Here is a 23,457-nt window from a genome sequence, read left to right on the forward strand (position 1 = left end):
CTCACAGGTTGCGTTGACCGAGCGACACGGCGCGCGCCAGCATCGCAGCGATCTGCGCTTCGGATCTCACGAAGCTCTGCGCGTCTTGCGCCGTCACATTGAAGGTGACCGACACGCCCGCGCCGCCTCGCGCGGCCACGCCGAGGCGGCCATCGGGGCCACGCGAGAGCGGCATGATCGCTTCCGCGCCGCGTTCACCGGCGATACCGAGGCGCCCGCCCGCGAGCGGAAACGCGATCGGGCTCTGGATCACCCCACCCGAGGCGAACGGCACCGGCAGGCCTTGCTGGATCACGCCGCCCTTCGCGAAAGCCATACCACCGGAGAGAAGCCCGCCGAGCAAATTGCCGAAGCCCTGCTCGAGCGGTTTCATCGCCGCCTTGAGCACGATCTCGGACAGACGCAGCGCGAGATTGCGGAGCACGTCGCCGACGTTCTTGCCCTTGATGGCGATGCTGTCGAATGCGCCCACAAGCGCATTCGAGAACTGGCGACCCAGGCGCGCGGCCTGCCGCAGCTCGTTCGCCAGCGCGGACGTGTCGGCGTCGATGGCAACCGTCCAAGTTTCGACGGGCGTGTTATAATCCATGTCAGACCCTCAAATGTCCGGGTAGCGTTCGGCGAGCGCATTCACCTCACGGCGTGTTGGCGGGCGGTCGAAACGCGAGGCGCCGAAGCGGCCGCGCACGGCGGCGTCGAGCTCGGCCAGCGTCAGGCTCCAGAAGGCGCGCGGCTCCAAGCCGAGGAGCCCGAAGCCGATGGCCATCACCTCGTCCCAGGGAAAGGGCCGGTGGCCTCACCCTCCTTCGAAGTCTCTCCGCTTTCTCCAGGCTTGGCCGCGAAGGTTGCCGACAGAAGGCGCGCCACGATGTCGACGTATCCGGCGGCCCCGGCCTCCACACGCATGGAAGCTACTGCCAGATCGCTCATGTCGTAGCCCGCGCCGCGCAGACCCGCGCCGATGATGCGCTGGCAATCGCGCGCTGAAATGCGGCCCGTCTCGAAGCGCGTCGCCAGCGCCAGCATGTCCTCGTCACCGAACGCCGACTCGAGGTCGGCCAGCGCTCCGAGCGTCAGGCACAGCCGGTACGGCTTGCCGTCCAGAATGGCGTCGATCTCTCCGCGATGCCGGTTGGCCATGGTGCTCCCTTTCTTGATCATGCGGCCGTGAAGGCGAGTTCGCCGGCTGATTCCAGCGCGAGTTCGAAGGCAACTTCGCCGTCGTGGCGTCCGGTCAGCTCGAAGGACGTGATCTGAAACGGACCTTCGACGATGCCGAAGTCGGGCACGACCACCTGCCAATCGCGGATGGTCCCAGCGAAGACGTAGCTCCTGATCAACTCGTCGGAGGCAGCGTCCTTGAAGATGCCCTGCCCCGTGAGGCGCGCGTTGCGCACACCTCCGCCTGCCAGCAGCTCGCGCCACTGCCCTGCGCTTTCCTGGTGCGTGATGTCGACAGTCTCGGCGTTGAACGCGATGGCGCGAGACCGCAGCCCCGCGACGGTCGTGAAGCTGCCCGCGCCGTTGCTATCGACCTTCAAGAGAAGGTCCTTGCCTTTCTGTGCCGCCATATTTTTCCTCGCTCAGGTTTGCGGTTCGGTCAGCGCGCGGAAGCGCGCGACGCCTTGATACGTTTCGCCGTCGGACTCTCGCGTTGCTTCGCTCAGCTCGTGTCGCAGGCTCACCAGGCGATGGCCCCCCGGCGCCAGTGCCGCCTCGTGCAACGCGGTGCGGATTGCCTCGAGGATAAGATGCACTTCCTTCTCTCCGCCGGTTTTGGACCAGGCGCGCAGCGTGATGACGTGCTCACTCCCGGTTTCCGTCCCGGTGCTCCAGTCGCGCGTGGTGCACGGCCCGAACGTCACGTAGGGAAACGCTGCCCCGCGCGGCACGTGATCGTAGATGCGTGCACCGCCAAGCAGCGCGGTGAGATCGGCGTCGCCGGACAGCGCAACATAGGCCGCCTTCTGCAGCTCCCAGGCTGGACTCGACATGACTTACCTCTCGCCGGGTGTTTTCGTTTGCGCGGGCGGCCTGCTCCTATCCGCGAGCCGCGCGGCAACTGCTTCGCGTGCGCGGCGACGCAGATCGCTGGCCAGCGCCTCGGCGCGGACCATGGTTCCGCCAAGCAGGCGAACGGCAACCTTCATGCGATCCGCTCCTCTACCAAGCAGCGCAGGAACCTGTGCCGCTCGCCGGTGTCAATCGCGGCCCGAATTTCAAAGACACGCGTCCCCAACACAAACCGCATCTTGGGCTCGATGCCCGTGCGATACCGGATCCAAACCTCGTGGCTGACACGACCTCTCAGGCCATCGGCTTCGAATGTCTCGCTACCTGAAATGGGATGCAGCGCCGCCCAGACTTCGGCGACGAGTGACCAGGCCGTCGTCACGCCACCGCCTCCGTCGGCGCTCGTGAGCGGCGCCTGCAGCGCGAGGCGGATTCTCAGGTCTCCGATGCTCACTGTCACAGCCGCACCTCGCGATAGGGCATCAGGAGATCCGAGACTGCAGCCGGAATGGCCGCGGCGGCTGAGCCGATCTCAAGCGGATCGCGGTGCTCATACCAATGGGTGACCAGCATCAGGATAGCGTGGCGGATCGGCTGCGGAATTTCGTCGGCCTCGTCGCCGATGCCCGCCAAGAATTCGATCTCGATCCCGTTGGCTGCCAGGCCCGGCGCGGGCCAGCGTCCGTCACGGGCGATCAAGCGCGGCTTCAGAGCCTGGCCATCGAGCAGATAGCTCTCGCTCGTTATCGTAGTTGGCGTTCCATCCGCCGCGCGCACCTTGACCGACGCGATGCTCTGGATCGGCCGCAACGGAAACCGCAGATCTCCTTCCGACCAGCGGTCGAGCGTCAGGCGCCAGCCTTGCGTGATGAGCGCCAGGCCGAGTGCCGCCTCGACGTGAAGCCGCGAGGTGACGATCAGGCTTGCGATGAGGATGTCTTCCGCAGTTCCGTCGATACGCAGATGGGCCTTCGCTTCGGCGACCGTCACCGGCTCCTCGGCGGGCCCGCTCGTCAAGACGAGGGCCATGGATCTCTCGCGTTTGAAATTTCGGCGCCTTAACGAGCGAAGCCGCCGGAGGGGGACCCGGCGGCTTCGCTCTGGCCCGGGCAGGAGGGAGGAGACCTGCCGGGTATGGGTATTCACATTCACGCGCAGCTGCTTCACAGCGGCGCGTTCACATTCAGTCGGCGAATTTCAGGAGCTTGATGGCATTGAAGTCCTGCACGCCGCCGCCGACGCGCTTCGTCGTGTAGAAAAGCACGTAGGGTTTCGAAGAATAGGGATCACGCAGCACGCGGATGCCGACGCGGTCGACGATAAGATAACCGCGTCGGAAGTCGCCGAAGGCCACCGAGTAGCTGTCGGCGGCAATGGCGGGCATGTCCTCGGACTCGACCACCGGATAGCCCATCAGCAGCGACGGCTCACCCGCACTCGGCGCCGGTTGCCAGACGTAGTGGCCGTCACCGTCCTTCATTTTGCGGATCGCCGCCTGGGTGCTGCGATTGAAAACGAAGGTGCCATTGGTGCGGTAGCCCGACTTCACCGTGTAGATGAGATCGATCAGCTTGTCGGCCGGATCGCTGGCTGGAAACGCGCCGTCGACGCCGGTGGGGATGAAGCCGATGCTCTCCCAAGCCCAGGAGCCGTTGGCGACTTTGGTGTAATCGAGGAATCCCTTCGGCTTGTCCGTGCCGTTTCCGGACACGAACGCCGTGCCCTCCTGCTGGGCGAAGGTGTCACGCACCTCCTCTGCGATCCACTCGTCGATGTTGACGGCGCTGTCGTCGAGCAGTGTCGCCGTCGCGGCCGGCATGGCGTAGAGTTCCATGGTCGGGAAGGAGAGTTCGTCCAGTGTCGGAGAGGTGGTCTGAGACCGCGTGGCCGTCTCGGCGACCCAGCCGGTTGCGGCACCTGTGATGGCGAACGGCTTCTTGTAGACGGAGCCAGACACCTGCCGCACCGAGGCGATGGAGCGGATCGGCGAAATGTCCTTCAGCGCTGAGATCACCGCGCGCTCGGTCTCGGGCGGCACCAGATAGCCGCCGTCCGCGCCGCTATTGGTGCCGACCGCGAGGGCCTTGGCTTCGAGGCGCGAGAGGTTCGCGGTCTCGCCCTTGCGAACGTAGTCGTCGAAAGCGCGGCGATGCTCGCGGAGTGCTGCCGTTTCGACACCGCCGCCGGCGAGGTGCGGCCGCTGGGCCTTCACCGCCAGGCGATCGGCAACGCGCTTCGTCTCGTCGAGCGCGCGATCGAGGCGGGCGAGCTTGTCGTCGATCAGTGGATCGGAAGCAGAGCGACGCTCCAATTCCGAGAGCCGCTCGTCGTTCGTATCCTTGTAGGACTCGAACGCGCGCATGAATTCCTCGAAGGCCGCGCCAACGCTGCCACCGGCCTTGGTTTCGAGATCGGTGTGATCTGTCATGGGTCTGTTCCTTGGAAAGGTGTCAGGAAAGAAGAGCGCGCGCCGCGGCCCGCATGCGGATCGCCAGTTGCGCCTCTTCCGTTGCGCCCCGGCCCGCGTCCCGCAGAGCCTTGAGGCCGGAGAGACCCGAGCGCATCAGCGCGCGGGCCTCGCTTCGCGTCAGCCCAGCATCCCGCGTGAGCCAACGTTCGAATTCGCGTTCGCTCGGCGGAGCCTCCGCGAACGGCTTCGTCTTGGTCGACGCAATCCGCGCTTCGGGCAGCAGCGGAAAGGTCACGATCGAAATTTCCCAAAGGTCGATCTTCTCCAGGCGGCGCACACCCGTTGCGCGGTCACGCCGTGCCTTCACGGTCTTGAAGCCGATGGAGAGGCCGTCGAGGGCGCCGGCGCGCATCAACGCCATCACCTCGCGCGCGCGGCCGACCTCACGCATGAGGCGGCCCTGCGCATAAAGCCCGCGGCTGTCCTCCTCCAGCGTGGTCCAGATGCCGATCGGCTGGTTGGCGTCGTGCTGAAAGAGCAGCTTGATGCCGCGCGCTCCCCGGCTTGCCAGGCTCTCGCGGAATGCTCCGGGCAGCACGACGTCACGGCCGAGGTCCTCGCGATTGAACAGGCTAGCGTAGCCTTCGAACGTGCCGTCAGCATCGGCCTGCTTGAAGTCGAGAGATGTGAACTTCACCTCGGGTACGGCCATGAGTTGCGTCGGCGGCGCAAAGCGGTTCCGTTCCCATGCGCGAAATGCCATGAGGCGTGATCTCCTGGTTGTCGTTTGTGGTGTCGGTGCTTGCGCTGCGCGCGCCAAAAATGAAAAATACCGAGCGGAGACTCGGCCAGTCGTGAGGGTCACCACCCTGCTCTATTTTTGCTTCCGCAGTGTTGGAGCCGGCCTAGCACACGCGTTTCTGGGCGCCTGCCTAATCAATAAGTTCGGATCCCGATGGACCTATTTTCTTCACGACGCAAAATCGACGATGAAGGCATTGCAGGACGCGTTGATCAATCGCTATCCCTTCTGCTGGTGTGAGGTATTGCGCGTCCTAACAAAACGGTCCGTGAACCGTGACCTCGCAAACGTCGTCGAGATGCTGCCAGCCGTCAATGATGATGCGTGAAGACTGGCCACGCGCATTCAAATCGTGCTCGACATCGCGCGCGTCACCAGAGGCAGCACTGTGGACCGCCAGAAGGCGATTTCATTTGAGGAGGTTTAGCTTTCGCGACTTCTTTCTGGTGCGAGCCGCACTTTCATGAGTGCAAGCAGTTTACGCACATGCTCCCCGTCTCGGAAATAAACGTCAGAAGGAGACCTTCGCCACAGCGCCTTGAGTTCGCCCCCTGAATAATTTCCTGCCAGGACATGGTCAAGGAATGCGCTTAGTTCACTGCGTTTCTCCTCATTCAAACCGCCAACGGCAAAATCAGCCATCGCCTCGATAGTGGGACATTGCTTATCGATGTCCTGATGGAAGCGGCGACAGATGCGGGTGAATACTTCTGGCGCATCGATTGCCATGATCTACTCCGGGTTGCGAGGGTATGACGATATAATCGTATATCCGTCCTTGCTTGTCGGATCGTGGACTATGAAAGCACCCACGCCGTAAGTGTCACGCAGGTAAGGTTCTGCGTATTCTGAAGGAGCGAATGCCTCTCGCCCGGTTTTAGTATCAAACTCAAGAGTAAGAAAATAGTCTTCCTCTTCTCCCTTGGCTACCCGCGCAACTATCTCTCTGTTGCTCAGCACTTCACCGGGCTGGATCTTGCTACTCGAAAGTGTCGCGCTAACCAGCTTGTTAGCGGCTTCGAGACTTGGAAACGATCCAGCTCGCTTTCGGACAAGTACAGGTCCTCTTTCACCCCTTGTTCGCGCCAGCAGGTACGCGTCATCTTTACCCACATGCTCGGCTATCGCGTGAGCGCCGCTCCTCCCTTCATGTTCGCGCAGATCGATGCGATAGCTTGGCGAGTCTTCCGCCTGCGCGACACGAACATTCTCATCCCTTGACCTTTCGTCGCTGGCCAGAGCGCCTCTCCCGCTCGCGACGCTGCCCTCTTCGAGTGGGGCGTATCCCACCGCGGCGCGCTTCTCGTTCAAGGTCAGGAAGCTCACCTTCTCGATGCGGGCCCACAGCGCCTCGCGCTCGCTGGTCAGCGCTTCGATCTGGTCGAGGTCCGGGCGCAATTCGAAACTGGAGTGCCACGCCGGGGCCAACCACGAGGCCAGCGCCTTCGCTGTGCGCGTCACCAGCGGCAAAACGGTAGATCTCCAGAAGGCGCGTTGCGCCTCCTGATAGTTCGAGAACGTATTGTCGCCCGGAATGCCGAGCAGCATCGGGGGAACGCCGAAGGCCAGCGCGATCTCGCGTGCGGCTCCGTTGCGCGCCGCGATGAAGTCCATATCCTTCGGCGAGAGACTGAGCGGCTTCCAGTCGAGACCACCTTCCAAGAGCAGCGGACGCCCGGCGCGGCGCGGGCCCTGGAAGCCATCTTCCAGCTCCGCTTTCAGGCGTTCGAACTGCTCCGGAGTCATGCGCCCGTCGGCGCCGCCGTAGACGAGTGCGCCCGAAGGCCGCGCGGAATTGTCGAGCAGCGCTTTGTTCCAGCGTCCCGCCGTGTTGTGGATGTCGATCGCCTGTGCTGCCGCCTCGACGGGGCTCATGCCGTAGTGATCGTTGGCCGGGTGGAACAGGCGCACGTGCAGGATCGGCCGCACGCCTGGGACCGGTTCCTCCTCGAAGCGCGCCGTTCTGCCCGCGCAGGTGTACTCGTGAGCCTCAGGCCAACCTTCGGCGCCGGGCACCACCTTCATGCGGTCGGGCCGAAGCGCGTGTAGCTCACGCAGGCGGCCATCGACGGCGACGGCCTCGACGTAAGCGTTGCCAGCGACGAGGAGATAGCCGTACCAGGCTTCGAGGAAGTCGGCTCCGGTTTGATCGAAGCTCGGCCGGGCGATGAGATCCAGAAGCGGATGGCTGTCGTGCTCCTCGTCGCCTTCGAACAGCATCAACGGCACGGAGGCGGCCGCCTCCGCAATCATGCGCACGGCGCGGTAGACGATGGCGTTCTGCATGAAGCCTTCGCGGGCGAAGGCCTCGTAGTCGCGCGGCGTCCACACGGGGCGACCCAACGTTTCGAGCACGATCAAGGGGCCGGTGGCGCTGGCTTTCGCCTCCGCGGCGGAAGACACAGCAGGGGGTGTCGCCGGGCGAGAGAGAAGTCCCGCCAGCGTCTCAAGGATGCGCGGCATACGGTTTCCTTGTTCGTGCTCAGAGCTGCCGGATAGCTGGCGCCGCCGGGCGGTCGATCATCAAATCGGTAATGGCCCAGACCAGTGCGTCGACGCGATCGGGGCTTCTCCCACGCGCGAGGCCGTCAGCGCCGAACGCAAGCATCTGTTCCTCGAGCGCCGCATGCACGCCGACGTGCGCTACGCGCCCTTCGGCGTAGAGGGCGGCGACCGGCTCGGCGCGCAGCCACTTGCCGCGCGTCGCGCGCACGGTTCGCACTGCGACCGCCTCATCGATCTGGCGCAGGATGGCGACAACGAGATCGCCGCCTTGATTGGTCTCGGCTACGACGCGGTCGGCCATGAACTCATGATAGGCGCTCACCGCGGCACGCGCCCAGACTTGCGGCTCACGCCCCTGCAGCGTGCGATCCTCGGCGATGTAGGCGCGGCCGTCGGCCCCCAATCCGGCGATGATGATGCCGCAAGCGTCCGAGTTGGCGGTCGCGGTCACCGGCGGATCGACGGCGACGACGATGCTGCGCAGCTCCGGACATTCGGGGACGCGCTGACTTTCGATCCAGTCGCGGCGCCAGAGGCTTCCCGACTGCTCGTCGACGATCTCACCCAACAATTCCTGCCGCCCCAGCGCGGTGCCGGAATAGCGCCTCTCCATCTCCGCAATGAAAGCGGGCGCCAGATGCGCGGCGTTCGCCGACGTGGTGGCGCGCGTGATGGCGGTGGCCGGATCGCTCATGATGCTCTTCAACAGCGGCAGCGGACGCGGAGTGGTGGTCACCGCAATCGATGGCGAGGCACCGAGGCGCAGGCCGAACTGCAGCATGTCCCACGTCTCCTCGGGCCGGCGCCATTTCGCCAGCTCGTCACACCAGGCCGCGTCGAACTGCGGTCCGCGCAAACTGTCCGGGTCTTCGGCCGAAAACATCTGCGCGATGGTGCCGTTCGGCCAAACGAGTTGCGACTTCGAAACTTCGAGTTCTGGGCGTTCGTCCGCCGCGTGGATCGCGAGCAGACCGGACACGCCTTCGATCATCACACGACGCACATCGGCGAGCGTCTCGCCGACGAGCGCGATACGTGTTGCGCGCTCACTTCCGAGCGGCGGAATACCAAGGGCCTTGGCACGTACCCACTCCGCACCAGCACGCGTCTTGCCCGCGCCACGCCCTCCGAGGATCAGCCACACACGCCAGTCGCCGCCGCTCGCAGTCGCCTGCGGCGGAAGCTGATCGTCGCGCGCCCAGACCTGCCAGTCGGACAGAATGAAATCGAGGATCTCAGGATCGAGGCTTGCGAGCTCGGCCCGGAGCCGGCCCGTCGCCGCCGAGGCGCTCAAGACGGTCCGCAATCTCGCGGCGCATGCGCTCCGCATCGGTGCTGGCGCGACGGCCAGTGCGTTGAGTGTCTCTGTCCTTGCCGAGTTCAGCGACGGCCTCCGTGACCTTCTCGAAATTGTTGATCAGCGTGGCGAGTGCACGGCTTTCGCGCTCCTCGTCCTGGGCCGAACGGGCTTTACCGCTCGCCATTCTCTTCTCCATGTGCTCGAGCTTCAGACTGATGGCGCGGTACAGGCGTCCAATGAGCGCGCGCTGTGCGCCCCGCGTCGGCAGTGGTGCGCGCGTCGCTGCCTTAGGCGTTTGCCGCGACACTTCCTCTTTCTGTTGTGTAGAGGCCGCCTGCGTGACTGCCCGGACCCAAGCCTCCTTCTTCGCCCTGGCGGCGATGCGCTGGCGGGTCAGGCCGGCCGATCTGGCAATCTCACCAATCGGTGCCGCGCTCTGCTCATAGGCACGGCGAACCTCGGCCCACGTATCATCGTCGACCTGCATGCTGCAGCCGTGCCGTTCATTTTGTTTTGGGGTGACGGCGCCGCATAGAGCTGGGCGCCTAAAGGCATCAATCAGGACCAGAGAGCAGTCCTCGCACAACATTGCGCGCCTCGGACACTTTCTCGATCATGACGAAATACTACGTTATGACCGACGCGGTGTCAATCTCAATTCTGATTTGTATTTTGAATGACTGAGAGTTTTTTTATAATTACTTCGTTTCATCAAAATTTCCGACATTACACCAAGTATCAACGCCGGGGATAACTTGACGACCCTTCCCTATCGTCCTCGTTGATTTCTCTCCAATATGTATGCCCACAACGCTCGCGCTGACTTCCGGCTGGCGCTGAAATAACCATAATGCCGTGGTGATTTGAGTCCGCGACCGCGGGCCGGGTTCGTATGCCTATTTGTGTGCGCCCGAGCAGCCGCGTTCCCATGCGCAATCAGGCGAGATTGTCACGTTGAGCGACTGGTTCTTCAAACGCGGGCGGCGCGAGGGCATCGACTGGATGAGCCTCGACTCGAAGCTCGACTCGTCAGTCTCGGAACTGTGGTCGCGCTGCAAAGACGTCTGGAATGCAGGCTCGAGCTTTTTTGCGCGATTCAAGCTGACGGGCTGGCGCCGCCTGTTGAACGAAGGTGCCTCGGAGGGCTTTTCGCTTGCGACCGGCGGCCTCCTCGTCCTCTATGCGCTCGCCCTCCCCGCCTTCATCGACTTCGACGAAGGCCGCTTTCTGACGGGCCGCTACAGCGTCAAGTTCCTCGATACCGCCGGAAACGAAATCGGCCAGCGCGGTATCCTGCACAACGACGCCGTGCCGCTCGAGGAGATTCCCGACGCCGTGATCAAGGCGACGCTCGCGACCGAGGACCGCCGCTTCTTCGAACATTTCGGTATCGACATTCTCGGCACGGCGCGCGCGCTGGTTGAAAATATGCGCGCGAACGACGTGGTGCAGGGCGGTTCCTCGCTCACGCAGCAGCTTGCAAAAAACCTCTTCCTTTCGTCCGAACGCTCCATCGACCGCAAGATCAAGGAAGCGTTCCTCGCGCTCCTGCTCGAGGCACGCTTCACGAAGAAGGAAATCCTGAAGCTCTATCTCGACCGTGCCTACCTCGGTGGTGGCGCCTTCGGCGTCGAGGCCGCAGCCCAATTCTACTTCGGCAAGTCGGTGCGCGAAGTGAACCTCGCCGAAGCCGCGATGATGGCGGGCCTCTATAAGGCGCCGACCAAGTACGCGCCGCACGTCAACCTGCCCGCTTCGCGCGCGCGCACAAACGAAGTGCTGCATAACCTTGTCGAGGCCGGCTTCTATACGCCTGCACAGGTGCATGAAGCGCGCATGCACCCGGCTCAGATCGTGGAGACCAGGTCAACCACGAGCCCCGACTGGTTCCTGGATTACGCATTCGAAGAAGTGCAGCGGCTGGCGGAAGGCAAGAACCAATACGTCCTCACGGCCCGCACCACCGTCGACCTCACGATGCAGAAGCAGGCAGACGAGGCGCTCGTCACGTTCCTCAAACAGCAGGGTCGTGGGCTGCGCATCAATTCCGGCGCCATCGTCGCCATGGAGACCGACGGCGCGGTGCGCGCGCTGGTGGGCGGCCCGGACTACGGCGAAAGCCAGTTCAACCGCGCCACGCACGCGCGACGCCAGCCCGGCTCGTCGTTCAAGATCTACGTTTACGCGGCCGCGCTGGAGAACGGCTACAAGCCGAACACCATCGTGCGCGACTCGTCCCGCTCCTGCGGCCGCTGGCATCCCCAGAACTATGGCGGCAGCCACGGAGGCGGCGGGCGGATGCCGCTCTGGATGGCACTCGCGAAATCCTTGAATACGGTTGCCGCCGAGCTCTCGTTCGCGGTCGGGCGCGAAAAGGTCATCGAGCTCACGCAGCGTCTCGGCATCACCGGCATTCGCAAGACCTGCTCTATGGCGCTCGGCGACTACGGCATCACGCCGCTCGAGCACGTGGGCGGCATGGCCACGTTTGCCAACGGCGGAAAGAGTTCGCGCCCTTATGCCATTCTCGACATGACCAATTCGCGTGGAGAGCTGATCTACAGCCGGGAACGCGATGAGCCAGAACCCACACAGATCGTGCCGCGCGCTGTCGCCGAAGGCATGAACCAGATGATGCAGAAAGTTGTGACGGACGGCACCGCCCAAAAAGCTGCTCTCGATTTCACGAACGTGGTCGGCAAGACCGGTACGAGTACCGGCCCCAAGGACGTCTGGTTTGTCGGCGCGACAGGAAAGTACGTCGGGGGCGTATGGCTTGGTAACGACGACAACCGCCCGATGGCGGGGGGCAACACGGGCGGCCAGCTTGCGGCGCCACTCTGGCATTCGTTCATGTCGATCGCCCATCGCGACATGAACATTCCGACCTTGCCAGGATTAGAGCCGCATCCAGTTCAAGTCGCGGAAATGCAGCGCATCGCCGAGCTCAAGAAAACCAACCCTGCTGCTGCAGCGGCTGAGCTTGGGGCAGCCAAAGCGGCAACGCCTTCGATGACGGCTCCTGCGCGCGACGCCCTCAAACGCCTTACCGCAGCTCTGCGTAAAGCCGCCGGTGTAGCCGAGCCCCCACCCGCAACACCTCCCGCCGGCGGGCCGTCGCCAACGCCAATCGACGACCGGCCGGCAGAGCCCGGCAATGTAAACCCGCGCGGCAATCGCGCGGACGGCTCCGATGGGTCAGGTGCTTCGACTCAGGCTAATGCTGATTTCGCCGCGCCAAACGGGCGTGGACCTGCTTCTCCTGCCGTTCCTTGATCCATGACAGCATCCAGCGCCCTACGCTCGCTCACATCGCTGAACTTCATGAGCTTCACGCTTCACAGGCTCAAAAAGCGCATTGCGGCGTTCGTGGCCTACACGACCGATTGGGCGCTCTTCATCGGCGTTGTTCTGATCCTCGGGCTCGGATCAAGCTGGTATATGATCGAACGAGGCTCCTCACTCACGACCATCGAGGCTGGCCCCTGGACGTCCTGGGTCTCGGCGGGCCGACCTGACGCAGATCCTTATACGCGCGCGCATCAGGCCCGCCTCGGACTACTCCCCCTCAGCACGGAAAACGCGCAGACTTTCATTGCGCGCGCCGACAGCGACGGACGGACGCTGCACTCCTCTTGCGACTATGCGATCGAAGGCCGCGAGATCCCCAATTTCTGGTGGAGCCTTACCGTGTTCGATGCGGATGGCCGCCTCATCCCGAACGTGCTCGGCCGTTCGGTATTTACGAGCGATACCGTCGCCGTGAAGCCGGACGGCAGTTTCGTCATTACGCTCTCCCGCGATGCGAACCCCGGAAACTGGCTGCCGATCGGCGGTGCTGGCCGGCTCGCGCTTGCGTTCACGGCCGTCGATCTCGGAACGCGCGCCGTCGCGCAGGAGGCCGAGATCGAGGATGCCGCTCCAACCATCACGCGGTCAGGGTGCTAACGCGATGAAAGGGACGAGCCGTCACGCTTCACCTCGGCAGTGCTTCGGCGTAATCGACGTCGCGGGAGGTGTTACTCCATGCTGAAGCGCCTCTGGGCACGCATCACGTCGATCAACGTTCCGCTGGTGGCGGCGGCACTTTTTGCGAGCGCGATCCTACATATTCTGGCGACACTTGCGACACCCGCGCTGACGCCGAGTACGGGCTATAGCCTGCTTGCGCGCGGCCTGCCGCCCAACACCATGCGGATCCTGCCGCCGGTGACACCGGCTGAGCAGCCGGTCCCCTTCCTCTCGCCGGATGCCCATTACGCCGTTTGCCGTTTCGACACGCGGACTGGAACAGTGAACCTATCCGCTGTGCTGCCTGACCCCGGCTGGCTACTCGCGCTCTACTCGCCGGATGGCTCGAACTTCTTTACCTCCGTCGCGGCTCCCAATCGCCGGCCTAACGTCTCGATCCTGCTTGTACCGGGTGACGAGACTTGGCGCACAGCAGGCGCGGCAACGCCGAACGTCGCCGTCACGGGCGAGGCAACGCTGACCATTCCAGCAAACAAAGGGATCGCCGTGATACGCGCACCGGATCGCGGTGAGGCCTATCGAGCAAAAACGCTCGCCGAGTTGAAGCGCGCGAACTGCCAATTCCAAAAAAGCCGCGCGCTCTAGTGTCCCTGCTCCGAAGTTCGCCAGAGTTCGCTGCTAGGTATCGAGCGAACTTCGGTGTCAAAGGGATACTAGCAAGCATATGCTTTGCTAGTGTGATTCAGATCGAGAAATTCGCTCGGCGCCTCGCCACTCATGATGGCGAATTTCTCGATCATCACACTAGCTAAATTTCAGTCTTCAAAATCGAGATGATCCCTGCGGCGCGCGCGCCGCTGGCGTGCTTTCGCTGGTGTGTCCTCGGCGCGTTCGTAACGAACACCGGGAAAAAGAACAATATCGGCCGACCCGTTTGCTGTCCGTGACCCAGTCAGCGCCCTGACCTGGACAGCCGACCTCCTGAATTCAAAAATGCTAGCCATAGCTTCGGCTCCCTCACGCCGTGCATCCCTCTATTTTTTTCCCCCTTACCGGCCAGCGGCCGGCGCACGCCAACTTATGGCGAGTCCCCTAAGTTCGCTGCTGCTTTGGTTAATGAAAAGTTAACGCATTCGCGTTCGGCGCGAACCGTGGCGCCAAGAGCACGTTGAAGCGATCCGCTTGTCAGACGTCGGCGAGCCAACCTTCCAAGCCGTGTTCGCCATCGCGCGCCTCCACCTCGACGATCCAAAGATCAGGATCGGTGCGGAATTCCCGTTCAAGATAGAGATCGACCTCTGAGTCGGGACGTGGCGCGCCTTTGAAGAAGGCGATCCATCGCCGGTCGGTCTCCAGGCCTGAAAGACTTGCGGGCGCCGGACCGAACAAGGTGGACGTCCCGTCGAGATGGTTGATCCGGATGTAGATAGCGCCCGCATCGTCATCGCCATGGCGCACGACGTAGGCTTGCCGCCCGCCCATTGACGAGCGGCGCACGTACGCTTTGACCCAGATATCGGATTTGAGCCGCATTACTCCGGCCTGACTCCAACGTGTGCGAAAAACGCTCGGCGCACTATTGCTGTGCGGTGCGCAGGGCATCGCCGGCAGCGCTCGCCAGCTTCGCGAGCAATTCGCCCGAGATGCGCCCCGTCTCTTTGAGCTTTCGGTCCAATTCGAACTTCCGGATCGCACGTAAGGTCGCGTCGTTCAAGCGTCCATCGGGCAAGGTGGACATGTAGCCGAGCTGGCGGAAGGCGCGCTGAACCGCTCGGATGACCGCTTCGGCTTCTGGTCCGGGAGGGGTCCGGCCGCCTTCGTCGGCGCCGTGGCTTTGAGCCGACCCAAGCACGAGGTGCTGCAACAGCGCCTGGCGCGGCTCTCCGGTCAGCGGCAATCCGGCGTCGCTTTCGTAAGCCATTATAGCGCCGCGAGTGACGAGACCCAGAACGCCATCGACCGCGCCCGTTTCGTAGCCCTTGGCCTTGAGTTCGCGTTGGATCGCCCGCGTCAGATCAGAACGGTCGGCTGTCTCGGGCAGTGGTTTCACAGCACCCGTCTCGAGCGGCGGAACGGTGGCGCCGGGATCGAGGATTGCTCCGCTCGGCGTGGGTTGCCCGCTGGACCATCCGGCCTCGCCGCCGATCGATGTCCCCGTGCGCGCGGTATCGAGCCCCGCCATCTGTCGGCCGGGCGGTTGCAGGACGAAAATGTTGGTGGCCATCGCGCCTGTGAGCACCGCAAACACAAGGAACGCGAATCTCGATGCGAACGGCGTCATCGTCGAGCGGCCCCGTTTCCTCTGTGTCACGCGGTTTTGTCTAATATTGCGATGCGGCTGTTAAGATGCCGTTAATGATCTGCGCGCTGAGGCCGGTTGCTCGTGACCCTGATCTTCCGAGGCTCCCGTCTTTAGTCCGCGGGCGGCAGGCCGCCGCCCGCTCCTCCCGGAAATCACTCCGCGGCCTTCATGTACGCCTCCATCGGCGGGCAGGCGCAGACGAGGTTGCGGTCGCCGTAGACATTGTCGACGCGGTTGACGGGGGGCCAGTATTTGTCGACGCGGAAGGCGCCGGCCGGGAAGCACGCCGCCTCGCGTGAGTACGGCCGGTTCCACTCGCCGATGAGATCCTCCACCGTATGCGGCGCGTTCTTCAGCGCGTTGTTCGTCTTGTCCGCGCGACCCTCCGCAATGGCGCGCGCTTCCTCATGGATCGCCAGCATGGCGTCGCAGAAGCGGTCGAGCTCGGCCTTGGTCTCCGACTCCGTCGGCTCGATCATGAGCGTTCCGGCAACAGGCCAGCTCATGGTCGGGGGATGAAAGCCGCAATCGATGAGCCGCTTGGCGATATCGTCGACGGTCACGCCGGCGCTCTCGAGAAGCGGGCGCGTATCGATGATACATTCGTGCGCGACCCTCCCCCTGGCGCCGGTATAGAGCACGCCATAAGCGCCCGCGAGGCGCTTGGCGACGTAGTTCGCGTTGAGAATTGCGACGCGCGTCGCCTGCGTGAGGCCGGCGCCGCCCATCATCAGGCAATAGCTCCACGAGATCGGCAGGATTGATCCGGACCCATAAGGCGCCGCCGAAACCGTCATGGCGTTGCCACCCGTCTCCGGATGTCCGGGCAGGAAGGGCGCTAGATGCATCTTGACGCCAATCGGTCCCATTCCGGGACCACCGCCGCCATGCGGGATGCAGAAGGTTTTGTGCAGGTTGATGTGGCCGACATCGGCGCCAACGTCACCGGGGCGTGCGAGGCCGACGAGTGCGTTGAGGTTGGCGCCGTCGAGATAGACCTGTCCGCCATGCGCGTGGGTGATGGCGCAGATCTCCTTGACCGTCTCCTCGAACACGCCGTGGGTCGAGGGGTAGGTGATCATGGCCGCCGCGAGTGTCTCGGCGTTGGCCTCGGCCTTGGCGCGGAAATCGGCAAGGTCGATGTTGCCTTTCGGGTCCGTCGCAACGACGATGACTTTCAAGCCGCACATCGAAGCCGACGCAGGATTTGTTCCATGCGCCGAGGCGGGGATCAGACAGATATTGCGATGCTCCTCGCCGCGACTCTTGTGATAGGCGCGGATGGTTAGAAGGCCCGCGTACTCGCCTTGGGCGCCCGAGTTGGGCTGCATCGAAAACGCATCGTAGCCGGTGATCTGGCACAGCTTGTCCGAGAGATCCTCGATCAGCTCGGCGTATCCCAGCGCCTGATCTGCCGGCGCGAAGGGATGTATTTCTGCAAACTCCGGCCACGTGATGGGCAGCATCTCAGCGGTGGCGTTGAGCTTCATGGTGCATGAACCCAGAGGGATCATGGCGCGGTCCAGTGCCAGGTCCCGGTCAGCAAGGCGGCGCATGTAGCGCGTCATCTCGCTTTCGGCACGATTCATGTGGAAGACGGGATGCGTGAGATAGGCGGATTGGCGGAACAGCGCCTTCGGCAAGCGGTACTCCGGATATTCGTCGCGATAGACGAGTTCGTAGCCTCCGAACGCGCGCCAGACGGCCTCGAGCGTTGCAGGGCGCGTGCGCTCGTCGACCGTGATGCCGATGCGATCACGACCGACCTTGCGCAGGTTGATGCCGTAATCGACGGCGTTCTTCATGATGAGGCCCTGGTACGGACCGACCTCAACAGTGATGGTGTCGAAGAACTCCTTGGGTTGCACCTCGAATCCAATGGACGCCAGCCCGTCGGCCAAACGCGCCGCCTTGCGATGGACGCGCTCCGCAATCGCCTTTAGGCCCTTGGGTCCATGGAAGACTGCGTACATGGATGCGATCACGGCGGGCAGAACCTGAGCCGTGCAGATATTGGAGGTCGCGGTCTCGCGGCGAATATGCTGCTCACGTGTCTGCAGCGCCAAGCGATAGGCGCGATTGCCGCGCGCATCGACCGATACACCAACGAGGCGCCCCGGCAATGCGCGCTTGTGAGTATCCTTGACGGCGATGTAGCCAGCATGCGGGCCGCCGTAGCCCATGGGCATGCCAAAGCGTTGCATCGAACCGATGGCAATATCGGCCCCCATCTCGCCCGGCGGTTTCAGAAGCGTGAGCGCCAGCGGGTCAGCGGCGACCACGGCGAGCGCCTTGGCGGCGTGCAGCTTTGCGATGACATCCGAGAAGTCGTGAAACGCGCCGCACACACCAGGATATTGAAACAGCGCGCCGAAGACTTTCTCCGGCTCGATATCCTTGAAGGGATCACCGACGATGACCTGCCAGCCGAGCGGCTCGGCGCGCGTTTTGACGACGGCGATCGTTTGCGGCAGACATTCCTTGTCGACGAAAAACGCCGCTGCCTTCGACTTCGTCACGCGATGAGCAAGCGCCATCGCCTCCGCCGCTGCAGTCGCCTCGTCGAGCAGTGAGGCATTGGCCACATCGAGGCCCGTCAAATCCGAGACAAGGGTTTGGAAATTGAGCAGCGCCTCGAGCCGGCCTTGGCTGATTTCCGGCTGGTAGGGCGTATAGGCCGTGTACCAGGCCGGGCTCTCGAGGATGTTGCGCTGTATTGCGGGCGGCATGGTTGTGCCGTGATAGCCCTGCCCGATGAGCGAGGTCAGAACGCGGTTCTTGTTGGCCGTCTCGCGCATACGGTCGAGGCCACCGCGCTCCGAGAGAGGCCGGCCGAACTCAAGCGCTTTCCCTTGGCGGATATCCTTGGGCACGATCTCATCGATCAACTGATCGAGGCTTGCGACGCCCACGACCTTGAGCATCTCCGCCATCTCCTCGGGCGATGGTCCGATGTGGCGGCGATTAGCGAAATCATAGGGCTCGTAGCCCTTCGGAACAGTCATGAGCCATCCTCTCAGCCGACGAGCTTCTTGTAGTCTGCCTCGTCCATGAGGCCATCGAACGCCTTCACGTCGGAGATTTTCAATTTGAAGAACCAACCGGCATTCTGCGGATCGGAGTTCACGATCGAGGGATCTTTGACGATGACCTCGTTGACCTCGACGATCTCGCCGTCGAGAGGCGCAAAGACGTCGGACGCGGCCTTGACGGATTCGACCACGGCCGCTCCATCACCTTTGGCAAGCTTGGCGCCGACGTTCGGCAACTGGACGAAAACGAGATCGCCGAGCTGCGTTGTTGCGTGCTCAGTGACTCCCACGGTCGCAACGTCGCCTTCGAGCTTCAGCCATTCGTGCTCTTCGGTGAATTTCAGCAAAGCATCCTCCTGGTGTGACTGATCAACTGCGTTTGTAGCGAAGCTCCACGAATGGGAGCGTTGCGACACTCACGGGCAATCGCTTTCCTCTGACTTCGGCGAACACGCTCGTTCCTGGCATCGCGAGCTCGCTCGGGAGGTAACCCATGGCAATGGGCGCATCGATGCTTGGTCCGAAACCGCCCGATGTGACGGCCCCGATCGGAGCGCCGCCTTCATCGGTTGCAAACAGCGAAGCACCCGCGCGGACCGGAGCACGCCCCTCAGGACGCAAGCCGACCCGCCGCCGCTTCGTCCCCTTCTCGATTTGCTCGATGATGATTGCAGAGCCGGGAAATCCGCCTGCCCGTACTCCGCCCGCACGCCGCTGCTTCTGGATCGCCCATGCGAGGCCAGCCTCGACAGGCGTGGTCATCGTATCGATATCGGAACCGTAAAGCGGAAGACCAGCCTCGAGCCGCAACGAATCCCGCGCGCCGAGACCAATGGGCAGGACGTCCGGATTTTCGAGCAGGCCCTCTGCAATCTCGCGGGCAATATCGGCCGGTATCGAGATCTCGAATCCGTCCTCTCCGGTGTAGCCCGAGCGCGCGACGACGCAGGAAGCGCCCATGATCGGCATCTCGCGCACATCCATGAAGCGCATGGCGGCACAATTGGGTGCGAGACGCGCGAGGGCTCTTTCAGCTTTCGGCCCCTGCAGCGCGATGAGCGCGTGATCGATCCGTTCGATCTCGCAAACGTCGGACATTTCCGCACGCAATTGCGCCTCGTCGTCAGCCTTGCGCGCGGCATTGACGACGAGCAGGAGATGGTCGCCGCGGTTCGCAACCATGATGTCGTCGATGATGCCGCCACTCGCGTCGGTGAAAAACGCGTAGCGCTGGCGACCCTCCGGCAGGCTAAGAATGTCGACAGGAACGAGACGTTCGAGTGCGCGCGCAGCGTCGGCAATCATCCCCGATCTCGGACGGAGAACTATTTGCCCCATGTGCGAGATGTCGAAGAGACCTGCAGCGGCTCTCGTGTGAAGGTGCTCCTTCAGCACGCCGAACTGGTACTGCACCGGCATGTCGTAGCCCGCGAAGGGAACCATGCGTGCGCCGAGGTCCACATGGAGAGAATGGAGCGGCGTCGGCCTTAACGGGGCGGGGGATATGTCAGGTGTATCGACACTCATGCAGAGGCTCCACAGGCTCTTCAAGCGCACGCCGTGCGCAATGCGAGCCCCCTCTGTCGCGAGACCTGAAAGATTGGGTGCCTCCCAGTGAAGCTGGCGCGGCGCCTTTTCCTCGTCGGTGGGCCGGTAGGAACCCGGCCACTTTCCAGAGTGTCAGTAGTCTTGCGGTCCTTGATGCCTGAGAGTTTCCGGGGCGGTTGCTCCTTCGGCGCCGGGCGAGCCCGGTCTCTTCCGCAAGACGGCGGAGACGAGTCGGAGGATGGGGATTTCGATGCGTATGGTCAACCCCACCAAAGTCCTTCCGAATACGACGCGGTCTTGACGACCTCCGCAGGCGCGACGCGGGAGTATGTGCGAAAGCCCGATGTATCGGGAGGCCATTTTAAGATGCTGTTAACCGGCCGAAGCCTGCATCAGGAGCGGCGGGCACAATCGATAAAATTTGTCTCAGTTTTTCAGACAACTCGCTTAAATAACGTCTTAAATTGTCATGCCCGCGGCCGGGCTTCCTCAAAATTTCTCCGGTAGCGTCCGATCTATCAGGGGCCTCTCCAGGCCTCCATAGTTCGCGACCGGAGTTGCTACAGCATGTCCTTGTTCAGGATTGCCGTCGTTCTTTCGTTGGGCGTTGCGCTGATGCCGTCCGATCGGGAACAGCAGGAAGCGCTGTATGAGCGCGCCGCCACCGCCGCGCATTGGACCATGACGTATTGCGACCGCAACGGTCAGCAGTGCGAGATGGCGGGCACCCTTTGGGATGCGTTCCTGCGCAAAGCCCAGTTCGCCGGCAAACTCGCCTATGACGTGGCGTTGCGAACGGCCGGAAACGAAGCTCAAGAGGCCCTTATCGCCCCTGTCTCCGCCAAGGCGCGCGGGACGCTCAGTCCGGATGACCTAAGTCTGGATTGGCGGGGCGAGCGGACGCAGCAAGGCGGAATCTAAGGCTTAGGCTGCGGCGACGGGCCACCGGCTCCGGCGGTCAGATCAGGCTATTTCTTTCCTCGAAGTCGGTTTTTGAGGCTCCGGAAGCATTATATTTCCTGTGTGAGCCCGCCATAGCCGTTCCGAGGACATTCTGCTGATGACGATTGCCAACCTCCAGTCCGATTTCGAACTCCTGGACGATTGGGAGGATCGCTACCGCTACATCATCGAGCTGGGGCGGACACTTGCCCCGTTCCCCGATGCCTTGCGGACCGAAGCGACGAAGGTGCGCGGCTGTGCCAGCCAGGTTTGGCTCGTGAGCGAGGTGCGCCCGGCGGACAACGGCAGCGGCCCCATGTTGCATTTCGTGGGTGACAGCGATGCGCACATCGTGCGTGGCCTCATCGCCATTCTCTTTTCGCTCTACAACGACAAGCCGGCACGTGAGATCCTGGCCATCGAGCCGCAAACGGCGTTCGCGGCCCTCGGGCTCAAGGAGCATTTGACTCCGCAGCGCTCGAACGGCTTGGCGTCGATGGTCGAGCGCATTCGCGCCGACGCCACGGCCGCACTCGCCTAGCCCTCCGCGTCGCCATCAAGGGTTGGACGGAAATCGTCTGATCCCCAGTGGCGGACCGGCGCAACGCGCACCCCGCTGTCGCGCTGAGCCAAGCCGTAATGGCGCGCCAGCGTCGCCAGGGCGATGCCGAGTACGATCTTGGCCGAGCGCTTGGGCCAGCCTGCACTGCGCTCAACATGCTCCAGCCCTTTCAAGTGACAGCAAACGTCGATCAAGATGCCGGCGTGCTCCGGGCCGACGGCGGCGAGAGCACGGCGCACCCTTTCGCCAGCCGCTGCGATATTGTCGGCCATCTCAACGCCTGCGCCTGGCGCACCACGGCGTCCGCTCCCCCCCGTGGCCGTGACACTCCAGCTCTGAGTGACCCTGGGTGACATCTGCGCAAACCAGAAATCTGCTCGAAGCCTTTCGCCTGCATTGAACTGCGCTTCGCTGATCAAGGGCTGCCCGTCGCCGTCGCGCCGGCTGAACAGTCACGCGATCGGGCTTTCGGCAGGATTGTAACCCGGGCGCTGCCGGCCTTCAGCCTTCGCTGGCTTCCTTCCGGCACGCGCAGGGCGTGCGACTGCAATCGGCGAAACGGGTCGCGCGCGGTTGGTCATCAATGGCTCCGAGGTTCAGGTGTCGTGGTGGGCGTGCAGAAGTCGCCGCCCCACAAGGGTCGGGACGATCCACTCCATCAGTTCGAGCGCACGGTCGAATACGGGGTCGTCACGGCGATCCTCGATGACGGCGCAAGCGTGCGCCACTGTGGTGCGATCACGCGAGAAGATCAGGCCAACGTCGGTGAGGTTCAATCCACACGAGACGTGCGCCAGGTACATCGCGGCCTGACGCGCAAGGGCGACCGGCGCCTTCCCGCGCGACTGCCGCGAAAGCTCGACGTGGGCGACGCCGAACACTTCGCCAATGGCCGCCTCGATGATGTGGCGCAGCCGAAGCGCTTCACGTTCGGAAAGACGTCCTTGTGTCGATTCTCCGGCCGTCCGCGCCCCGTGAAGCTCGGCGTGTCCGATGGGGCGTTCGACGAACCACGCCGCGAAATTGGCCGGATCTCCACCCGGAACGGAAGCGCAATCCTCACCAGATCGAACGTTCATGGTCATCGCCTTCTGTCTCGGGCGCACTTTTCGAAACGGATCTTATGCTCGGATCGGAGCCGGCCTAGGTCGAAACTACGAGATCAGTGAACGGCGAGGATAAGTCGTTTGGGCCTGCTGCCGGGGTCGCGATGCAACAATCCCCGCTGCGCGTGCCCGTGGGACAGTCAGCTCCTCTTCCGGAGCTTTGCATGTCTCCCACCCCCCATTCCGGGCTCCGGCTCGGATCGTCCGTTTCTGAGCCCCAGCGCCTCGCGGAGCTTCAACGTCTCCTTCCGCTCTGGCCCGCGGAGCTGGCCGATACGTCACGGAACGGACGACTGCGTCTCGTCGCGAAGCTCGAATACGCTCTCAAGGCTGAGCGGCGGCGCGGACGCGCGGGGCATTGGACCTATGATCTCGCGCGGCATGCCGCGCTGCTTCGCGCCTGGCGCCGCGAACGCGCAGCTCCAAGATATGCAACGCGTCCAGAAAATAGAAATGGCGCCGGCCGAGGCTGACCAGCGCCATCTAATTTGTCGACTGCTTGCGCGTTTACTTCTCGCGGCGGGTGCCGAGACCCATCTTCTTCGCAAGATCCGAGCGGGCCCGGGCGTAATTCGGGGCGACCATCGGATAGTCGTGCGCCAGGCCCCACTTCTCGCGGTATTCCTCGGGCGAGAGGTTGTAGTGCGTACGGAGGTGTCGCTTCAGCGATTTGAACTTCTTTCCGTCCTCGAGACAGACGATGTGGTCCGGCATGACCGACTTCTTCACCGGGACTTTCGGCCTCAGCTCCTCGCGCTCGGGCTGAACAACGGTCCCCGTAGCGCGGCTCAATGCGGCATGGGTTTCGTTGATAAGCTGCGGCAGGTTCTCGGCACCGATCGTGTTGTTGCTCACGAAGGCCGACACGATCCTTGCTGTCAGCTCGACCAGCTCCGGCTGTGTCCCGTCTTCCATCGCTTCATCCTTCCAGACGCCGAAATCTTTACTCGTTAAGTCTAGCCC

The 23,457-nt window shown here is 63.3% G+C and carries 28 protein-coding genes and 1 riboswitch; of the genes, 6 read left to right on the top strand and 22 right to left on the bottom strand.

Annotated elements, in window-relative coordinates; all coding sequences use genetic code 11:
* Position 1 precedes the first annotated feature (1 nt).
* The 14 genes from VHO05_RS18700 to VHO05_RS18765 all read right to left on the bottom strand — a co-directional run bounded on the left by VHO05_RS18700 (position 2) and on the right by VHO05_RS18765 (position 9,517).
* Complete coding sequence (locus VHO05_RS18700; RefSeq protein ID WP_329648126.1) at positions 2 to 589, bottom strand: phage tail tape measure protein; 588 nt, start codon at positions 587 to 589, stop codon at positions 2 to 4.
* A 9-nt stretch (positions 590 to 598) separates the two neighbouring features.
* A complete protein-coding gene (locus VHO05_RS18705) occupies positions 599 to 766 on the bottom strand; it encodes a phage tail assembly chaperone (protein ID WP_329648127.1) in 168 nt (55 codons plus the stop codon).
* Entirely contained in the window at positions 766 to 1,140 is a 375-nt protein-coding gene (locus VHO05_RS18710) for a gene transfer agent family protein (protein ID WP_329648128.1), read from the bottom strand. The genes VHO05_RS18705 and VHO05_RS18710 overlap by 1 nt, the downstream gene beginning before the upstream one ends.
* A gap of 17 nt (positions 1,141 to 1,157) precedes the next feature.
* Positions 1,158 to 1,571 (bottom strand): phage major tail protein, TP901-1 family, encoded by a 414-nt coding sequence (locus VHO05_RS18715; protein WP_329648129.1) that lies wholly within the window; start codon positions 1,569 to 1,571, stop codon positions 1,158 to 1,160.
* A 12-nt stretch (positions 1,572 to 1,583) separates the two neighbouring features.
* Positions 1,584 to 1,994 (bottom strand): DUF3168 domain-containing protein, encoded by a 411-nt coding sequence (locus VHO05_RS18720; RefSeq protein WP_329648130.1) that lies wholly within the window; start codon positions 1,992 to 1,994, stop codon positions 1,584 to 1,586.
* A 3-nt stretch (positions 1,995 to 1,997) separates the two neighbouring features.
* Entirely contained in the window at positions 1,998 to 2,150 is a 153-nt protein-coding gene (locus VHO05_RS18725; RefSeq protein WP_329648131.1) for a hypothetical protein, read from the bottom strand.
* On the bottom strand, positions 2,147 to 2,473 hold the full coding sequence (locus VHO05_RS18730) for a phage head closure protein (RefSeq protein ID WP_329648132.1): 327 nt from the start codon (positions 2,471 to 2,473) through the stop codon (positions 2,147 to 2,149). The genes VHO05_RS18725 and VHO05_RS18730 overlap by 4 nt, the downstream gene beginning before the upstream one ends.
* Positions 2,470 to 3,042: a head-tail connector protein gene (locus VHO05_RS18735; protein WP_329648133.1), complete on the bottom strand. Its 573-nt coding sequence runs from the start codon at positions 3,040 to 3,042 to the stop codon at positions 2,470 to 2,472. The genes VHO05_RS18730 and VHO05_RS18735 overlap by 4 nt, the downstream gene beginning before the upstream one ends.
* Positions 3,043 to 3,196: 154 nt before the next feature.
* Entirely contained in the window at positions 3,197 to 4,441 is a 1,245-nt protein-coding gene (locus tag VHO05_RS18740) for a phage major capsid protein (RefSeq protein ID WP_329648134.1), read from the bottom strand.
* A gap of 22 nt (positions 4,442 to 4,463) precedes the next feature.
* A complete protein-coding gene (locus tag VHO05_RS18745; RefSeq protein ID WP_329648203.1) occupies positions 4,464 to 5,135 on the bottom strand; it encodes an HK97 family phage prohead protease in 672 nt (223 codons plus the stop codon).
* A gap of 513 nt (positions 5,136 to 5,648) precedes the next feature.
* The gene (locus VHO05_RS18750) at positions 5,649 to 5,954 is read right to left on the bottom strand and encodes a hypothetical protein (RefSeq protein WP_329648135.1); all 306 of its coding nucleotides are present in this window, start codon (positions 5,952 to 5,954) and stop codon (positions 5,649 to 5,651) included.
* Between the two features lie 3 nt (positions 5,955 to 5,957).
* Entirely contained in the window at positions 5,958 to 7,688 is a 1,731-nt protein-coding gene (locus VHO05_RS18755; RefSeq protein WP_329648136.1) for a phage portal protein, read from the bottom strand.
* 19 nt (positions 7,689 to 7,707) lie between these two features.
* Positions 7,708 to 9,060: a DNA-packaging protein gene (locus VHO05_RS18760; RefSeq protein ID WP_329648137.1), complete on the bottom strand. Its 1,353-nt coding sequence runs from the start codon at positions 9,058 to 9,060 to the stop codon at positions 7,708 to 7,710.
* Positions 8,966 to 9,517 carry a hypothetical protein gene (locus tag VHO05_RS18765; RefSeq protein ID WP_329648138.1) on the bottom strand — a complete coding sequence of 184 codons (552 nt, stop codon included), beginning with the start codon at positions 9,515 to 9,517 and terminating at the stop codon, positions 8,966 to 8,968. The genes VHO05_RS18760 and VHO05_RS18765 overlap by 95 nt, the downstream gene beginning before the upstream one ends.
* Before the next feature lie 467 nt (positions 9,518 to 9,984).
* On the opposite strand from VHO05_RS18765, the gene VHO05_RS18770 reads away from it, so the two are divergent.
* The 3 genes from VHO05_RS18770 to VHO05_RS18780 all read left to right on the top strand — a co-directional run bounded on the left by VHO05_RS18770 (position 9,985) and on the right by VHO05_RS18780 (position 13,647).
* A complete protein-coding gene (locus VHO05_RS18770; RefSeq protein ID WP_329648139.1) occupies positions 9,985 to 12,306 on the top strand; it encodes a PBP1A family penicillin-binding protein in 2,322 nt (773 codons plus the stop codon).
* Positions 12,307 to 12,309: 3 nt separating this feature from the next.
* A complete protein-coding gene (locus tag VHO05_RS18775) occupies positions 12,310 to 12,978 on the top strand; it encodes a DUF1214 domain-containing protein (RefSeq protein WP_329648140.1) in 669 nt (222 codons plus the stop codon).
* A gap of 78 nt (positions 12,979 to 13,056) precedes the next feature.
* On the top strand, positions 13,057 to 13,647 hold the full coding sequence (locus VHO05_RS18780) for a hypothetical protein (protein WP_329648141.1): 591 nt from the start codon (positions 13,057 to 13,059) through the stop codon (positions 13,645 to 13,647).
* A gap of 540 nt (positions 13,648 to 14,187) precedes the next feature.
* On the opposite strand, the gene VHO05_RS18785 is transcribed toward VHO05_RS18780, so the two are convergent.
* The 5 genes from VHO05_RS18785 to gcvT all read right to left on the bottom strand — a co-directional run bounded on the left by VHO05_RS18785 (position 14,188) and on the right by gcvT (position 19,863).
* The gene (locus VHO05_RS18785) at positions 14,188 to 14,535 is read right to left on the bottom strand and encodes a DUF1491 family protein (protein ID WP_329648142.1); all 348 of its coding nucleotides are present in this window, start codon (positions 14,533 to 14,535) and stop codon (positions 14,188 to 14,190) included.
* Positions 14,536 to 14,578: 43 nt separating this feature from the next.
* Complete coding sequence (locus VHO05_RS18790; RefSeq protein WP_329648143.1) at positions 14,579 to 15,313, bottom strand: peptidoglycan-binding domain-containing protein; 735 nt, start codon at positions 15,311 to 15,313, stop codon at positions 14,579 to 14,581.
* Between the two features lie 143 nt (positions 15,314 to 15,456).
* Positions 15,457 to 18,309, bottom strand: a complete 2,853-nt coding sequence (gcvP, locus tag VHO05_RS18795; RefSeq protein WP_329648144.1) for an aminomethyl-transferring glycine dehydrogenase — start codon at positions 18,307 to 18,309, stop codon at positions 15,457 to 15,459.
* Positions 18,310 to 18,320: 11 nt separating this feature from the next.
* The gene (gcvH, locus tag VHO05_RS18800) at positions 18,321 to 18,683 is read right to left on the bottom strand and encodes a glycine cleavage system protein GcvH (protein ID WP_329648145.1); all 363 of its coding nucleotides are present in this window, start codon (positions 18,681 to 18,683) and stop codon (positions 18,321 to 18,323) included.
* A gap of 22 nt (positions 18,684 to 18,705) precedes the next feature.
* The gene (gene gcvT, locus VHO05_RS18805; RefSeq protein ID WP_329648146.1) at positions 18,706 to 19,863 is read right to left on the bottom strand and encodes a glycine cleavage system aminomethyltransferase GcvT; all 1,158 of its coding nucleotides are present in this window, start codon (positions 19,861 to 19,863) and stop codon (positions 18,706 to 18,708) included.
* A gap of 155 nt (positions 19,864 to 20,018) precedes the next feature.
* Positions 20,019 to 20,107, bottom strand: a riboswitch (glycine riboswitch).
* Between the two features lie 344 nt (positions 20,108 to 20,451).
* On the opposite strand from gcvT, the gene VHO05_RS18810 reads away from it, so the two are divergent.
* Together VHO05_RS18810 and VHO05_RS18815 are read left to right on the top strand one after the other, a co-directional pair.
* Complete coding sequence (locus VHO05_RS18810) at positions 20,452 to 20,805, top strand: hypothetical protein (RefSeq protein ID WP_329648147.1); 354 nt, start codon at positions 20,452 to 20,454, stop codon at positions 20,803 to 20,805.
* A gap of 139 nt (positions 20,806 to 20,944) precedes the next feature.
* Positions 20,945 to 21,367, top strand: a complete 423-nt coding sequence (locus tag VHO05_RS18815; protein ID WP_329648148.1) for a SufE family protein — start codon at positions 20,945 to 20,947, stop codon at positions 21,365 to 21,367.
* Here VHO05_RS18815 and VHO05_RS18820 read toward each other — a convergent pair.
* Both VHO05_RS18820 and VHO05_RS18825 read right to left on the bottom strand, forming a co-directional pair.
* Positions 21,364 to 21,840 carry a DUF6456 domain-containing protein gene (locus tag VHO05_RS18820; RefSeq protein ID WP_329648204.1) on the bottom strand — a complete coding sequence of 159 codons (477 nt, stop codon included), beginning with the start codon at positions 21,838 to 21,840 and terminating at the stop codon, positions 21,364 to 21,366. The genes VHO05_RS18815 and VHO05_RS18820 overlap by 4 nt on opposite strands.
* 144 nt (positions 21,841 to 21,984) lie before the next feature.
* The gene (locus tag VHO05_RS18825) at positions 21,985 to 22,467 is read right to left on the bottom strand and encodes a helix-turn-helix domain-containing protein (protein ID WP_329648149.1); all 483 of its coding nucleotides are present in this window, start codon (positions 22,465 to 22,467) and stop codon (positions 21,985 to 21,987) included.
* A gap of 191 nt (positions 22,468 to 22,658) precedes the next feature.
* Here VHO05_RS18825 and VHO05_RS18830 point away from each other — a divergent pair, with 191 nt between their 5' ends.
* Complete coding sequence (locus tag VHO05_RS18830; protein WP_329648150.1) at positions 22,659 to 22,967, top strand: hypothetical protein; 309 nt, start codon at positions 22,659 to 22,661, stop codon at positions 22,965 to 22,967.
* A gap of 34 nt (positions 22,968 to 23,001) precedes the next feature.
* On the opposite strand, the gene VHO05_RS18835 is transcribed toward VHO05_RS18830, so the two are convergent.
* Positions 23,002 to 23,409, bottom strand: a complete 408-nt coding sequence (locus VHO05_RS18835; RefSeq protein ID WP_329648151.1) for a MucR family transcriptional regulator — start codon at positions 23,407 to 23,409, stop codon at positions 23,002 to 23,004.
* Between the last annotated feature and the right edge of the window lie 48 nt (positions 23,410 to 23,457).

Origin of the sequence: Hyphomicrobium sp., assembly GCF_036262015.1 — a bacterium.
Taxonomy (GTDB): domain Bacteria; phylum Pseudomonadota; class Alphaproteobacteria; order Rhizobiales; family Hyphomicrobiaceae; genus Hyphomicrobium_C.